At 63.6% G+C, this 12645-nt stretch carries 16 protein-coding genes and 1 tRNA gene; 11 read left to right on the top strand and 6 right to left on the bottom strand.

What is annotated here, in order from left to right; translation table 11 throughout:
* Window positions 1-2 precede the first annotated feature (2 nt).
* Window positions 3-446, top strand: coding sequence for a phage tail protein (locus tag CCZ28_RS20790; protein WP_140220674.1), 444 nt, complete (start codon window positions 3-5; stop codon window positions 444-446).
* Complete coding sequence (locus CCZ28_RS20785) at window positions 443-1726, top strand: contractile injection system protein, VgrG/Pvc8 family (RefSeq protein ID WP_140220673.1); 1284 nt, start codon at window positions 443-445, stop codon at window positions 1724-1726. Before CCZ28_RS20790 ends, CCZ28_RS20785 begins: the two co-directional genes overlap by 4 nt.
* Window positions 1727-1817: 91 nt before the next feature.
* Here CCZ28_RS20785 and CCZ28_RS20780 read toward each other — a convergent pair whose 3' ends face one another.
* Together CCZ28_RS20780 and CCZ28_RS20775 are read right to left on the bottom strand one after the other, a co-directional pair.
* Entirely contained in the window at window positions 1818-2039 is a 222-nt protein-coding gene (locus CCZ28_RS20780) for a hypothetical protein (RefSeq protein ID WP_140220672.1), read from the bottom strand.
* A gap of 130 nt (window positions 2040-2169) precedes the next feature.
* Window positions 2170-2511 carry a helix-turn-helix domain-containing protein gene (locus tag CCZ28_RS20775; RefSeq protein ID WP_058768220.1) on the bottom strand — a complete coding sequence of 114 codons (342 nt, stop codon included), beginning with the start codon at window positions 2509-2511 and terminating at the stop codon, window positions 2170-2172.
* 84 nt (window positions 2512-2595) lie between these two features.
* On the opposite strand from CCZ28_RS20775, the gene CCZ28_RS20770 reads away from it, so the two are divergent.
* The 7 genes from CCZ28_RS20770 to CCZ28_RS20740 all read left to right on the top strand — a co-directional run bounded on the left by CCZ28_RS20770 (window position 2596) and on the right by CCZ28_RS20740 (window position 7047).
* Window positions 2596-2826 (top strand): DNA-binding protein, encoded by a 231-nt coding sequence (locus CCZ28_RS20770; RefSeq protein ID WP_140220671.1) that lies wholly within the window; start codon window positions 2596-2598, stop codon window positions 2824-2826.
* 51 nt (window positions 2827-2877) lie between these two features.
* Window positions 2878-3174 (top strand): ogr/Delta-like zinc finger family protein, encoded by a 297-nt coding sequence (locus CCZ28_RS20765; protein ID WP_140220670.1) that lies wholly within the window; start codon window positions 2878-2880, stop codon window positions 3172-3174.
* Window positions 3171-3368 (top strand): hypothetical protein, encoded by a 198-nt coding sequence (locus tag CCZ28_RS20760; RefSeq protein WP_140220669.1) that lies wholly within the window; start codon window positions 3171-3173, stop codon window positions 3366-3368. The genes CCZ28_RS20765 and CCZ28_RS20760 overlap by 4 nt, the downstream gene beginning before the upstream one ends.
* A 76-nt stretch (window positions 3369-3444) precedes the next feature.
* Window positions 3445-3690 carry a hypothetical protein gene (locus tag CCZ28_RS20755; RefSeq protein WP_058763386.1) on the top strand — a complete coding sequence of 82 codons (246 nt, stop codon included), beginning with the start codon at window positions 3445-3447 and terminating at the stop codon, window positions 3688-3690.
* The gene (locus tag CCZ28_RS20750) at window positions 3687-3908 is read left to right on the top strand and encodes a hypothetical protein (RefSeq protein ID WP_058773308.1); all 222 of its coding nucleotides are present in this window, start codon (window positions 3687-3689) and stop codon (window positions 3906-3908) included. The genes CCZ28_RS20755 and CCZ28_RS20750 overlap by 4 nt, the downstream gene beginning before the upstream one ends.
* Before the next feature lie 11 nt (window positions 3909-3919).
* Window positions 3920-6757: a toprim domain-containing protein gene (locus CCZ28_RS20745; RefSeq protein ID WP_140221405.1), complete on the top strand. Its 2838-nt coding sequence runs from the start codon at window positions 3920-3922 to the stop codon at window positions 6755-6757.
* A gap of 86 nt (window positions 6758-6843) precedes the next feature.
* Window positions 6844-7047, top strand: coding sequence for a helix-turn-helix transcriptional regulator (locus tag CCZ28_RS20740; RefSeq protein ID WP_058763383.1), 204 nt, complete (start codon window positions 6844-6846; stop codon window positions 7045-7047).
* Window positions 7048-7056: 9 nt separating this feature from the next.
* On the opposite strand, the gene CCZ28_RS20735 is transcribed toward CCZ28_RS20740, so the two are convergent.
* Entirely contained in the window at window positions 7057-8253 is a 1197-nt protein-coding gene (locus tag CCZ28_RS20735) for a tyrosine-type recombinase/integrase (RefSeq protein ID WP_140220668.1), read from the bottom strand.
* A gap of 220 nt (window positions 8254-8473) precedes the next feature.
* Here CCZ28_RS20735 and CCZ28_RS20730 point away from each other — a divergent pair.
* A tRNA-Gly gene (locus CCZ28_RS20730) sits at window positions 8474-8547 on the top strand.
* Between the two features lie 422 nt (window positions 8548-8969).
* Window positions 8970-9329 (top strand): hypothetical protein, encoded by a 360-nt coding sequence (locus tag CCZ28_RS20725; RefSeq protein WP_346764009.1) that lies wholly within the window; start codon window positions 8970-8972, stop codon window positions 9327-9329.
* Window positions 9330-9625: 296 nt separating this feature from the next.
* Here CCZ28_RS20725 and accC read toward each other — a convergent pair whose 3' ends face one another.
* The 3 genes from accC to CCZ28_RS20710 form a co-directional block, all read right to left on the bottom strand.
* Window positions 9626-10975 (bottom strand): acetyl-CoA carboxylase biotin carboxylase subunit, encoded by a 1350-nt coding sequence (accC, locus tag CCZ28_RS20720; RefSeq protein WP_140220667.1) that lies wholly within the window; start codon window positions 10973-10975, stop codon window positions 9626-9628.
* Window positions 10976-10991: 16 nt separating this feature from the next.
* Window positions 10992-11441, bottom strand: a complete 450-nt coding sequence (gene accB, locus CCZ28_RS20715) for an acetyl-CoA carboxylase biotin carboxyl carrier protein (RefSeq protein ID WP_140220666.1) — start codon at window positions 11439-11441, stop codon at window positions 10992-10994.
* A 173-nt stretch (window positions 11442-11614) separates the two neighbouring features.
* Window positions 11615-12517: a LysR family transcriptional regulator gene (locus tag CCZ28_RS20710; RefSeq protein ID WP_140220665.1), complete on the bottom strand. Its 903-nt coding sequence runs from the start codon at window positions 12515-12517 to the stop codon at window positions 11615-11617.
* Window positions 12518-12645 lie beyond the last annotated feature (128 nt).

The following is a 12645-nucleotide window of genomic DNA, read 5'->3' as shown; positions in this document are numbered from 1 at the left end:
CCATGATGATGGCCCTCGGCACCTTCGTTTTCAGCCTGCACACCCTGGCCTACAGCGAGCTCAACCGTAGTACAGCCTACAGCCACGCCGTGACCAAGCGCGTCGGCGCCCAGCCGGCCCGCCAGTTCGTCGGCAAGGGCGAAGACTCCATCACCCTGCCCGGCTGGCTCGCCCCCGAGCTGGCCGGCTCGCCCACCAGCCTCGATGTGCTGCGCCTCATGGCCAGTACCGGCAGCGCCTGGCCGTTGATCGAGGGCTCCGGCCGCATCTACGGTCTCTGGGTGATCGAAAGCCTCAACGAGACCAAGACGATCTTCTTCTCCGACGGCACCCCGCGGCGCATTGGCTTCACCCTCACCCTCAAGCGCATCGATGACAACCAGGCCGCCGAATTCCTCGGGACCGCGCTGGCCGCCACCAATGGCCTGCTGCGGAAGCTCCTATGATCAGCGAAGTCCTGGACCCTACCACCGGCCAACTGCGCCGCACCTCCCTGCGCGGGCCCAACCACGGTGACTATCCCCAACCGATCTATCGCCTGCGGCTCGATGGCAAGGACATCAGCGATCGCCTGGCGCCGCGCCTGGTCAGCCTGGAGCTGACCGACAAGCGCGGCCTGGAGGTGGACGAGTTGACCCTGACCCTGTCCGACCACGATGGCCGCCTACCCCTGCCGCCGCTCGGGGGAACCCTGCGGCTGGAACTGGGCTGGAGCAACACCGGCCTGGTCGACAAGGGCACCTATCTGATCGCCGAGATCAACCACAACGGCGCGCCGGATCTGCTCAAGCTGCGCGCCCGCAGCGCCGACCTGAGCAAGAGTTTCAAGACCCAGCGCGACCAGAGCTACAGCAACACCACCCTGGGCGAGGTGCTACGCATCCTGGCCGCTCGCCAGGGCCTTACCGCCGCCGTGGACGCCAACCTGGAGGCGAAACCGATTCTCCAGCTGGACCAGGCGCGGGAATCCGACGCCAACCTGCTGACCCGCCTCGGTGAAGAATATGATGCCGTCGCCACGGTCAAGGCCGGGCGCCTGCTGTTCATGCTCAAGGGCCAGGGCAAGACGGCCAGCGGCAAGGACCTGCCCCATATCATCCTCAGCCGCCAGGACGGCGATCAGCACCAGTACCTGCTCACCGTTCCCAACGATGGTGTACGCGCCTATTACTACGACGTGGACCAGGGCAAGCGCCTGGAAGAGGTGGTCGGCGATGGCAAGAACCCGCGCGACCTGCGCCACACCTACGCCAACAAGACCCAGGCGCACCAGGCGGCCGAGACGGAATGGCAGAGCCTGCAGCGCGGCGCCGCCACCCTCTCCTACCATCTGGCCCTCGGCTGCGCCGACCTCATCCCGGAACTCAGCTACACCCTGACGGGCATCAAGCCGGAGATCGACGACATCATCTGGTACGGCGGCGATATTAAGCACACCCTCAACGTAGATGGCGGCTTCGTCACCGAGCTCAGCGGCTTGCAGGCCATGCAGCCGGGGGATCTGGTCGCGGACCTGGTCACCGAGGTACCGCCCAAATACAGCGGTGTGCTGGCCTATTACCGGGACCCCGCGACCGGCAAGCAGGTCAGCCTCACCCGGGGCGACCAGGGCAATCCCTACCATCTGCGCTTTCTCTATTCCAGCAAGGAAGCGGCGCTCAAGGCCGTGGAGCGCGAAGCCAAGAAGATTGAGGAGCGCCAGGGGTCAGCCAAGAAGTCGACCTGAGGTCAGGCGTGGCAGCGGGATTCGGACCCACTGGAGCCGTTGGCTAGAGGCCGATCCCCCTTAGGGATGGCCTGGCGAGTCCGGGGCGGACTCAGTGCGGGCGGGGCAAAAAGCGTGGGGCGACGGCCGGCTGGTCGGCCCGGGGCGGCAACGGTCCCTGTACCTGCAGCAGGCTGTGCGCCAGGCGACAGAGGGTCATTTGATCGCTGCAGGACAGCTGACGAAAGGCCTGTACCAGCTCTAACTCGAAACGAGTGGGGAGCAGCACCGGTTGTCGCTCGTGCCATAGGGGTGTCAAACGCGCCTGATCCATCGGTCACCGCCTCCAAAAATACTGTATGCCAATACAGTACATTTTTGTGATACGGATCGCCAAGTGCTTCTCGTCGTAGTTGCGCAAAAGCTTGCCAGGCGTGCGGAACCCCCGATCTAGGCCCTGTAGCTCACTGCCCCGCATCCAGGGCGCCGTCGGCCACCGCCATGGCGAAGGCCATGCGCCGCACCGCATCCCGGCTGGCGTCCGACATCCCGCGGAAATAGCCGAGCAGCTCCGCCTCCAGGCTGGACAGTGCCGACTCGGTGACCGGCAGTGCCTCGCCGGTCACCACGAAGTGAATGTCCACGCCGTGCGGACGCAGCGCCGCCAGGTAGTTGGCATCGGGGCTGCGGTCGCCCTTCTCGTAATTGAACTGGCTGGTCTTGGTCACTCCCGCCAGGGCCGCGAAATCGGCCTGGTTCATGCCCAGCCGCAGACGCTCCAAACGCAACCGGTCGCCAATTTTCAACAAAAGTCTCCCTCGGCGATTGACTATTCAACATTTGTTGAATATCGTTCACCTCAATCACTTCAAATCACACGAATGTTAACTATGGCCGACACCTATGCCACCGAGCAAGCCTGCAAAGAGGCCCGAACGCGCCTGGAACTCCAGGGTATTTCCGTAAAGGAGTTCGCTCTGCGCCATCAACTCAACCCCAGCACCGTCTATGCGGTGCTCAACGGCCAGAAGAAATGCCTGCGCGGCGAGGCCCACCGCAGCGCCGTGCTGCTTGGCATCAAGCCGGCGCCAGCCACGGCCACCGGTGCTCCCCAAACGTGAGCGTCGCCCTGAACCACCCCGTCAGCCCTGCCTTCCGGAGGCCCGCCCATCATGAGTGAATTCCGCCTGGTCTGCCCCGCCTGCAACGGTCCCTTGGTGATCCGTTGCAGCAAGGGCGAGACCCCCTGCTTCCGCTCGCTCTGGTACCAGTGCAAGAACCTGGCCTGTGGTGCCACCTTCGGCGGTACCCAGACCATCGACTACCAGCTCAGCCCCTCGGGACTGGCAACACCGCGCCTGGTGTTGCCGCTGGCGCCCTCGAAGATCAAGCGCGCCGCCACCCAGGCCAGCCGCATGACCAGCAACCAGAAGGACCTGCTGGACCCGCTCGAGGAGCCCACGCCATGACCCACCACGACCTGGTCCCGGCCGGCTTCCGTCGCCGGCGCGACACCCAAGCGCAGGGCCCCTGGCTCGACCTGGCCGCCAGCAGCGCCGACCACCTGGTACTGGTCGACCCGTACGGCCAGCGCTATCGCATCCCGGTGGCGGACATCTCTGCCGCCCTGATCGAAGCGCCCGCGCGCCCTTCCCGCCGCTAAACCACCCACCTTGACGCCGCGCCATGCCCGCCTTGCGTGGGTAGGGGCGAGTTGCGCCCTGAAGAGGGGAAAGACCATGCCTGCCGAGCTCTGCATCCCGCTCCAGCTCACCCCCGCGCAAGCCCGCGCCTATCTGCGCTGGCTGGCCGCCCAGTATCGCGCCGGTCTGCAGGAGCACTGGTGGGACGACCGCTATCGCACGGTCCCGGCAGGTCCCCTGCGCCGCTGGCGCATCCACCAGGACCACCCGGCGCTGGCCGCCGTGGCCGATACCGCCCGCGCCCTGCGCGCCGAATTACGCACTCTGGAGCAGCGCCCGTGAAGCTGTGCCTCGATGTCACCCTGTCCCGCGAGCCCCAGCAGCCACCGCGGATCGTCTTCAACCTGCCGCTCTTGCAGGTGCAGCAGGCCTACAGCTGCGCCCAGTTGCGCGAAATCGCCCGCAGCTTCCAGATCCTCGCCCACGACGCCGAGCGTCAGCCCCAGGGTGCCCTGCGCCTGGTACGGGAGCTCACCGCGGATGCACAGGTGAACCCTTGACCCGCTACCCCATGGATCCGCAACTGCGCGCCGACCTGCTGCCGCGCCTCGAACGCGAACTCGGCCTCAAGCTCAGCCCCGGTACCCACTACCTGCGCAAGGGCGAATGCCCGGCCTGCCACCAGCGCGAACTGTTCACCGACTACGACGCCCCCTGGGTGGTGAAATGCGGCCGCGAGGCCAAGTGCGGTCAGAGCTGGCACGTCAAGGAGCTGTTCGCCGACCTCTTCGACGACTGGTCGGAGCGTTTCAAGCCGAGCGCGGCGGCCCCAGCCGCCAGCGCCGACGGCTACCTGCAATTCGCCCGCGGCTTCGACCTGGGCCTGATCAAGGGCTGGTACAGCCAGGAAACCTACTGGGACCGCGCCCAGGGCATCGGCTCGGCCACGGTGCGCTTCCCGTTGGCCAAGGGCGGCTACTGGGAACGGCTGATCGACCGGCCGGCGCGCTTCGGCAAGCAGAAGGCCCGCTTCCAGCCCGGCGCCAGCTACAAGGGCGTCTGGTGGTGTCCACCGGACCTGGACCTCTTACAGGTCGAGGAATTGTGGATCGTCGAGGGCATCTTCGACGCCATCGCCCTGCGCCACCACGACCTCGCCGCGGTCTCGGCCATGAGCAGCAACGCCTATCCGGAAGAATCGCTGCAGGAGCTGGCGCGGCTACGCGGCGGTCGCCTGCCTCGGCTGGTCTGGGCGCTGGACAACGAACCCGGTGCCCAGCGCTATACCCGTCGCTGGGTACGCCAGGCCCGGGCGCTGGGCTACCCCTGCACCGCCGCGCAGATCCCCCAGCCGGGGCGCAAGGTCGACTGGAACGACCTGCACCAGCGCTGGGCCTTCGAGCCCGAGGTGGCAACGCGGGCCGAACAGCGTGAACGCGACCTGGCCGAAGCCCGCCATCACGGCGCCCTGCTGCTGGCCGAGACCGCCAGCGAAAAGGCCGTGCTGCTCTACGAATGGCGCGAGCGCCACGAATTCCACTTCACCTTCGACAATCGCCTCTACTGGTTCAAGCTCGACCTGGACAAGTACAACAAGGCCCTCACCCACATCGAGGAGTCCGAGCGCGACGAGGATCGCCAGCTGACCAGCCAGCAGCAGCGCGACAAGGCCATGCGCCTGGCCGGCAACGTGGTGGAGATCGCCAACTGCGCGCCCCAGGCCCTCTACTTCCAGCGCAACGAGATCACCGACGAATCCTGGTACTACTTCCGCGTCGACTTCCCCCACGACGGCCCGGCGGTGAAGAACACCTTCACCGGCGCCCAGGTCGCCGCCGCCAGCGAATTCAAGAAGCGCCTGCTGGGCATGGCCGCCGGCGCCGTCTTCACCGGCAGCGGTACCCAGCTGGACAAGATCATGAAGGACCAGCTGTTCGGCCTGAAGACCGTGGAGACCATCGACTACGTCGGCTACAGCCGCGAGCACGGCTGCTACGTCTTCGGCGACCTGGCGGTGCGCGATGGCCAGCTGCACCGGGTCAACGACGAGGACTACTTTGACTTCGGCCGGCTGCGCCTCAAGACCCTGCAGAAGACCATCGGCCTCAAGCCCAATCCGGCCGCCGGCGACTACCGCCACGACTGGCTGCCGCTGCTGTGGACCTGCTTCGGCAGCAATGGCCTGACCGCCCTCACCTTCTGGTTCGGCTCGCTGTTCGCCGAGCAGCTGCGCGCCCGCTACCAGTCCTTCCCCTTCCTGGAAGCCACCGGCGAGGCCGGCGCCGGCAAGACCACCCTGCTGACCTTCCTCTGGAAACTGTTCGGCCGTGCCGGCTACGAGGGCTTCGATCCGTCCAAGTCCTCCACCGCCGGCCGTAGCCGGGCCATGGGCCAGGTCGCCGGCATGCCCATCGTGCTCATCGAGGGCGACCGCAACGACCCGGAGAAGGCCCATGCCAAGAGCTTCGACTGGGACGAGCTGAAGGACTTCTTCGGCGGCGGCACCCTGCGTACCCGCGGCATGAAGACCGCCGGCAACGAGACCTACGAACCGCCCTTCCGCGGCACCATCGCCATCAGCCAGAACGCCCCGGTGAGCGCCTCCGAGGCCATCCTCACGCGGATCGTCAAGCTGCACTTCACCCGCCCGGTACTGACCGACGCCAGCCGCGCCGCCGCCGACAGCCTGAGCCGCATGGATGGCGCCGCCCTCAGCCACTTCCTGCTGCTGGCCACCCGCCGGGAAGCCGAGGTCCTGGCACTGTTCCACGAGGCCTTTCCCCGCTACGAGACCAAGCTGCGCCGCCTGGGCGACAACTGCTTCTGCTGCGGCGCCCCGCTCGCGGCCAACGACCACCGCTGCCGCAGCTGCCAGAACGAGCTGGTCGGCCATCTGCGCATCGAACGTATCGTCAAGAACCACGCCATGCTGCTGGCCCTGCTCGACGGCCTGGGCCTGGTGGTGGAGCTGCCGCCGGGCATGCTGGCCGAGACCCAGCGCGCCCTGGTGCGCATCGCCCTGGAGCGCCAGGCCGCCATCAGCGCCGATCACCCGGCGGTCGTCGAGTTCTGGCAGGTCTACGACTACCTGCAGTCGCTCAGCGGCGATCCGGTGGTCAACCACAGCCTCCACGGCTGGGAGATCGCCATCAACCTCAACGAATTCGTCGAGCGCGCCGCCGAGCACCGCCAGCGCCTGGCCGACCTCGGCACCCTGCGCGAACTGCTCAAGGACAGCCGCCAGTTCAGATTCATCGACAACAAGGTGGTCACCAGCCGCATCCGCGCCCTGCAGCGGCAGCGCAATCCGCTGGAAGACCGCCCGGACAAGGTGCGCTGCTGGGTGTTCGCCAATCCCCACTACAGCCCCGCCGAGCATGGCCGCCCGGCCAGCCGGAGTCCGGCATGAAGCACGCCATCCCACGCACCCCGCGGCAGCCGTCGCGTACCCCGACCGCCGCCGGCCGTACCGGCCACCCGAGGAGATAGAGCACCATGGCCCAACTGGATAGATTCCTGCGCGAGGACGAGGTGCTGCGGGTCACCTCCCTGTCGCGCGCCACCCTTTGGCGGGCGATCAAGGCCAAGCAGTTCCCCAGCCCGGTGAACCTCAGCGCCGGCCGCGTCGGCTGGCGCGAATCGGCGATCGCCGCCTGGCAGGTCGACCCCATGCGCTGGAGCGCCGACGGTGCGGCCTGAAGCGCGCGTTCAGTGGATGATGTGTTTCTCTAGCCAGTCCGCCCAGGTCTCCAGGCCGGCGCGCTTCTCGGCGAAATAATCGTAGCGGTCATAGTGCTTGGAAGAGACATCGTTGAAGGCATGGCCCTGGATGCGATCGCGCAATTCCTTGCTGAGGCCCGCGCTGGCCATCAGCGTCTTGCAGGTCCGCCGCAGGTCGCGCAGGGTGAAGGGCGCGGTGAACTCCGCGGCATGGCGGCGATAGAGGTTGGTCACCGCCCGCGACAACGACTGCACATTCAGCGGCTGCCCCGGCACGCGGCCCTGGAACGGATAGGCGCCGTTGGCATCGATCTCCGCCATGGTCTGCAACACCTGGCGCATCGGCGCATTGAAGGGCACCACATGCAATTGCCGCTCGCCCTGCACCCGGCCCTTGGTGCTGCGGATCACCAGGTGGTCGTCTTGGTACAGCGCCCGCTCCGACGCCAGTAACTGCTCCGGCCGCTGCCCGCCGGCGGCGATCAGAAAGCGGATCAGCTCGGCGGTGGTCAGGGACAGTTGCTCCGGCAACAGCTGCCACAGGGTGCGCAACTCCGCCTTCGACAGGGCCCGGTCGCCCGGCTGCTCCCAATCCTCCTGCACCGGAATGCTCGCCACCGGATTGCTCTGCAGGCCGAAGCGCACCTTCACCTGCAGATAGCTGCGCGGGTTGTACTCCTGCTCCAGGCCCACCTGGAAGGCCGCATGCAACTGGGATCTCAGCCGGTTGCAATAGGTGGTCACGCCCTGGTCGATCATGCGGCTGAGGATGTCGCGGATCTGCGCCGGCCCCACCAACGCCGCCGGCCGCCGCACCAACTCCGGAAAGGGCTCGCTGACATAATGGCGAAACGACCAGGCCACGTTAGCCGCCGAAGCCGCGCCCTCCCCCTCCAGCTTGGCCACATAGGCCGACAGCAATTCCTGGAAGGTGCCGGCGCTCACCACCACCTCGGCCTCGGCCCGGCACCTGTCCCGCGCCTGGGTCAGGGACAACGCCGGCCAGTTGCCCAGTTTGGTCAGCTTCTTCGCCCCAGCCACATGGCGCTGGAAATAGAACTCCTTGGTGCCACTGGGCCGCACCTTGAGCACCAACACCCCCTCCCCCCGCGCGCCGCGTCCATCGGAGGTGACATAGTCCTTCTCCCGCGGCTTGAGCGCGCGGATCTGCCGTTCGGTGAGCATCTGGTGACAGTTCCCGGTGACAGTTGGCCTGAAACAAGGTGAGACCCGCTGAGACGACCCCGGACCCGCAACCTTGCATGAACACCGCATTCTACAAGGGTTTGGAGCCAGGCTGGAATCTGGAGAGATGGATTGAGATAGCAGGCGGCAGAGTTTCCCAAGCTCATGACGAGGGTTCTTATTGGACAACCTCGTTTAATGCACCGCTGAGACCGGAATTGCGGGTATAGCTTAATGGTAAAACGAAAGCTTCCCAAGCTTTAGTTGAGGGTTCGATTCCCTCTACCCGCGCCACTTAAGCCCAGTAAATCCGGGCTCTCCAGAAGATTTATCTCCCTCGCTTCAAGACCTGCCATCCCTACTTCATAACCTTTAATGCCAGTCCGCAAAGCTCCAGATTTTTGGTGCACCAACCGTTGGGCTCGTAGGGCACTCGGCAATGCAGTCTTTCCTTCCGTGGGCAATCGATAAGTCATTTAGGCTCATCAGGTTGTCCCGACTGCAGAGTATGAATCGCCCCAGATCTCACCAGCGTGCAAGCCGTATTTCGACATCAGAGGGTCATGGACAGGGGCGTGGACTGAACGGCTCAACCACCACTGGGATCGAAATCACAGGTATTGAACCCAAGCGATAGCGCGGCTCCGGCGTCGGTTGGTTCGTGCTTTCCACACGCTTCTCGATCCGTCCGGCAGGACTTTTCCATAAATCAACCGGTGGTTAACTCGCCCCCTCGGCTCTGCACCTCTCCGCCAGACGCTCTACAAGCCAAGCAGGTTGCAGCAGTGGTCATTGACGGTGCAGTTCGTGATGTTGAAGAGCTGAACATCATGGGGCTTCCGGTTTATGCCCGTGCAGTGAACCCTGCTGGCCCATCGAAGTGGGGCCCTGGCCAGGTCGGAATTCCTGTCGCTTGTGGCAACGTAGTCTGCTACCCAGGCGATGCCATCATTGGAGACCGGGACGGCATCATCGTCATCGCTCGTAGCTCGCTACCAACTCTCGCAGAGAAGGTTCACGCACAAGATGGCTATGAAAACAGCTTCCGAGTAAAGGTACGGGCCAGCGTGCGCTAAACGCACACAACCTTGGTATCTAGCAGCCTCCCACGCCTCGGTATCCCCGAGTGGCTGCTATTTACCTCCCTGTATCACTGGATTGAAACCACGCTACGTTCAATTCTTGGGTCAGACCCACGCCATTCTGTCGCTGGTCAGCGCTGGTATGGAGGTGGCAATCGTGCTTGAGGAAGCACGATATGCCTGCTTCGAGAGCGTCGTGTTCAAGCCAGTGCACACACAAACGCAATTAGTTACATGCAACTTGGCGATCAGAAAAACCTTTCAGCGCTACTTTCGCACTTCCAGGCGATTCAGTGCTTATCAATACCCAGTTTCTTTTCCAGGTAATGGATATTGATGCCGCCCGCGCAGAAGCCCTTGTCACGCACCAGATCGCGGTGCAGCGGCACGTTGGTCTTGATGCCGTCGACGACGATCTCGTCCAGGGCGTTGCACATCCGGGCCATGGCCTCATCGCGGGTCACGCCGTAGGTGATCAGCTTGCCGATCAGCGAGTCATAGTTCGGCGGTACCGAGTAGCCGCTGTACAGGTGCGAGTCGACCCGCACACCGAAGCCGCCCGGGGCGTGGAAGTGCTTCACCTTGCCGGGGCACGGCATGAAGTTATCCGGGTCTTCGGCGTTGATGCGGCACTCCAGGGCATGGCCCATGAGCTTGATGTCGGACTGCTTGTACGACAGCTTGTTGCCAGCGGCGATGCTCAGCATCTCCTTGACGATGTCCACGCCGGTGACCATTTCGGTGACCGGGTGCTCGACCTGCACGCGGGTGTTCATCTCGATGAAGTAGAAACGACCGTCTTCATAGAGGAACTCGAAAGTGCCGGCGCCACGGTAGCCGATCTCGATGCAGGCATCGACGCAGCGCTGCAGCACTTCGGCGCGGGCCTTCTCGTCGATCAGCGGAGCCGGGGCTTCTTCCAGCACCTTCTGGTGACGGCGCTGCAGCGAGCAGTCGCGGTCGTACAGGTGGATGGCGTTGCCCTGGCCGTCGGACAGTACCTGGACTTCCACGTGACGCGGGTTGCCGAGGAATTTCTCCAGATAGACCATCGGGTTGCCGAACGCGGCACCGGCTTCGGTGCGGGTCAGCTTGGCCGACTTGATCAGGTCTTCTTCCTTCCACACCACGCGCATGCCGCGACCACCGCCGCCGCCAGCGGCCTTGATGATCACCGGGTAGCCAACTGCACGGGCGATGCGCAGGGCTTGTGCTTCATCTCCCGGCAGCGGGCCTTCGGAGCCTGGAACCACCGGTACGCCGGCCTTGATCATGGCGTCCTTGGCCGACACCTTGTCGCCCATCAGGCGGATGGTGTCGGCTTTCGGGCCGATAAAGGCGAACCCGGAGTTTTCCACCTGCTCGGCGAAGTCGGCGTTTTCCGCGAGGAAGCCGTAGCCAGGGTGGATGGCGGTGGCACCGGTGACTTCCGCGGCACTGATGATCGCCGGGATGTTCAGGTACGACAGGTTGCCCGGCGCCGGGCCGATGCACACGGATTCGTCGGCTAGGGCCAGGTGCATCAGTTCACGGTCGGCAGTGGAGTGCACGGCGACGGTCTTGATGCCCAGCTCTTTACAGGCCCGCAGGATGCGCAGGGCGATTTCGCCACGGTTGGCGATAAGGACTTTTTTCAACATGTCGGCGACTCCCTACTCAAGCCAGTGCAAACAACGGCTGACCGTGCTCGACGGGCTCGCCGTCGGCGACCAGTACCTTGCTGATCACTCCACTGGCTTCGGCCTCAATGTGGTTCATCATCTTCATCGCTTCAACGATGCAAAGGATGTCGCCTTTCTTGACGCTTTGCCCCTCTGCGACGAACGACGCTGCAGAAGGCGATGAGGAACGGTAGAAGGTGCCGACCATTGGTGAAAGTACCAGGTTGCCAACTGGCGCATTGACTGGCGCCTCCACTGGCAGCGACGCGGCGACGATGTCGCGGGCGGTAGCAGGTAGAGAGTGATCGATAGGGGCCGGTAGCGGCTGCAGTTTTACGCCTCTGCGACGCAGACGCACGGACTCTTCACCTTCACGGATTTCCAATTCGTCGATGCTCGACTCTTCCAGCAGCTCGATCAGTTTTTTGACTTTGCGAATATCCACCGCACGGGCCTCTTGTGCATTGATTAGATGGCTGACGCCTTTGCGAGGCGTGGTAGTGGAGCCATTCTAGAAGCCCTGAACAGTATTTTTAGCGATATTTTTAGCATCTAAATCAATAGTTTTATTCATGAGTTAAGGCACCAATTCAGGCTGCCTACATCGCGGCTCCCCGATCAACCTTGCAACAGCATGCGATTGAAATCGCAGCACTCAGTGGCCAGCTTGGCGATCTCGATCGTTAAACCAAGAACGCGGTCGTTGCGATACACCGCCGCGTAACGAACATGAGGAAGTCGCGGCCTAGTTTCGATGACCCTAAGTTGATTCTGATTTAACAAGGGAGCCATACAGGCCTTAGGCAGGTAACTCACGCCTAACCCTGACAGGGTGAAGCCAAGCTGGGCAACCAGCGAATTACTGATCAACGTGCGCGTGATCGAGACGCTGTGCTGAGCAAACCAGCGTTCATAGATCAGACCAGTTCCCGAGCTGCCCCCTTGAGTGAGCACAGTGAACTCAGAAAGGTCGGCAAGTGGCACCACGGTGTCGCCCTGATGCAGATGGGGGGCGCACATCCAGGCGTTCTCTACACTTTTCAACGGAGTGGAAACGAAGCGCGCATCTTCGAAGATGTCAGGCACGATAATCAGATCAAGCTGATCCGCCTCCAGCTTCTTGAACAGCTCGGTACTCAACTCCACCGACGGCTCCAGAACCAGACGCGGATACGCCTCACGGATGCTCTCGGCTAGTGCCGGTAGCCATGTAAGCGCCGTCAACTCAGTCACCCCCAGACGAAAGCGGCGCACCAGCACATGTTGAGAGCTGATCCGCTCAAGGAGGAAATCTCGTTGGCGCAACAGGTCAGCCGAATACTCTAGGAGCTCCGCGCCCTTCTCGGTCAGACGGGCACTACGCTTGGTACGGTCGAAGATCTGGATGTCAAAGGCTTCTTCCATTTCATGAACACGCTTAGAAATCGCCGATTGCGACATGTTCAGTTTGATCGAGGCAGCCTCGAAGCTGCCCAGCTCGACGATCCAATGGAGCGCTTCGAGTTGCTTGAAAGTGATCATTTGCACAGCCTTAAATGAAGAAAAGCGAAGATTCCAAGCACGCTAATCCTCTCACACAAGGCCGACAAGCCTTTGAGATGCCTGCCTGCAGGTTGGCGTGGTTTCGGCGCATAAAAAACCGGCCTGAG

Origin of the sequence: Pseudomonas oryzihabitans (assembly GCF_006384975.1) — a bacterium.
GTDB lineage: Bacteria > Pseudomonadota > Gammaproteobacteria > Pseudomonadales > Pseudomonadaceae > Chryseomonas > Chryseomonas psychrotolerans_B.
The sequence above is the reverse complement of the archived record's forward strand: the minus strand, read 5'-3'. Positions and strand labels throughout refer to the sequence as shown.